Source organism: Acidithiobacillus sulfurivorans, assembly GCF_018853815.1.
GTDB lineage: Bacteria > Pseudomonadota > Gammaproteobacteria > Acidithiobacillales > Acidithiobacillaceae > Acidithiobacillus > Acidithiobacillus sulfurivorans.
The window spans coordinates 1-255 of sequence record NZ_JAAOMP010000055.1 but is presented as its reverse complement, the minus strand read 5'-3'; the positions used below and the strand labels follow the sequence as shown (position 1 = coordinate 255).

Below are 255 nucleotides of genomic sequence, written 5' to 3'. Positions count from 1 at the left end.
TCCCTTGGGGCGATTTTTCCCCTCAGCGCTGAAACCACAGAGGTCGGACATGGCCGCTTTGAACATCGCAAAATCATCGTCGCCACCCAGGCAACCGGCCTCCATTTTCCGCATGTCGGACAAGCTTTCCTGATCCAACGCTCCACCATCAACCGCAAAGAGGGCACCATTCGGGATGATTACGCCTTCGGACTCACCAGCCTGACCCCAGAGCGCGCCACGCCCGAAAATCTGTTGGGCTTGGCCCGTGGCCAT

1 protein-coding gene is annotated in these 255 nt (G+C 58.8%); it reads left to right on the top strand.

Annotation, left to right across the window (positions count from 1 at the left end; all coding sequences use genetic code 11):
• Positions 1 to 255 (top strand): hypothetical protein (locus HAP95_RS05330; protein ID WP_215883279.1); only part of this gene is annotated, 255 nt, incomplete at both ends.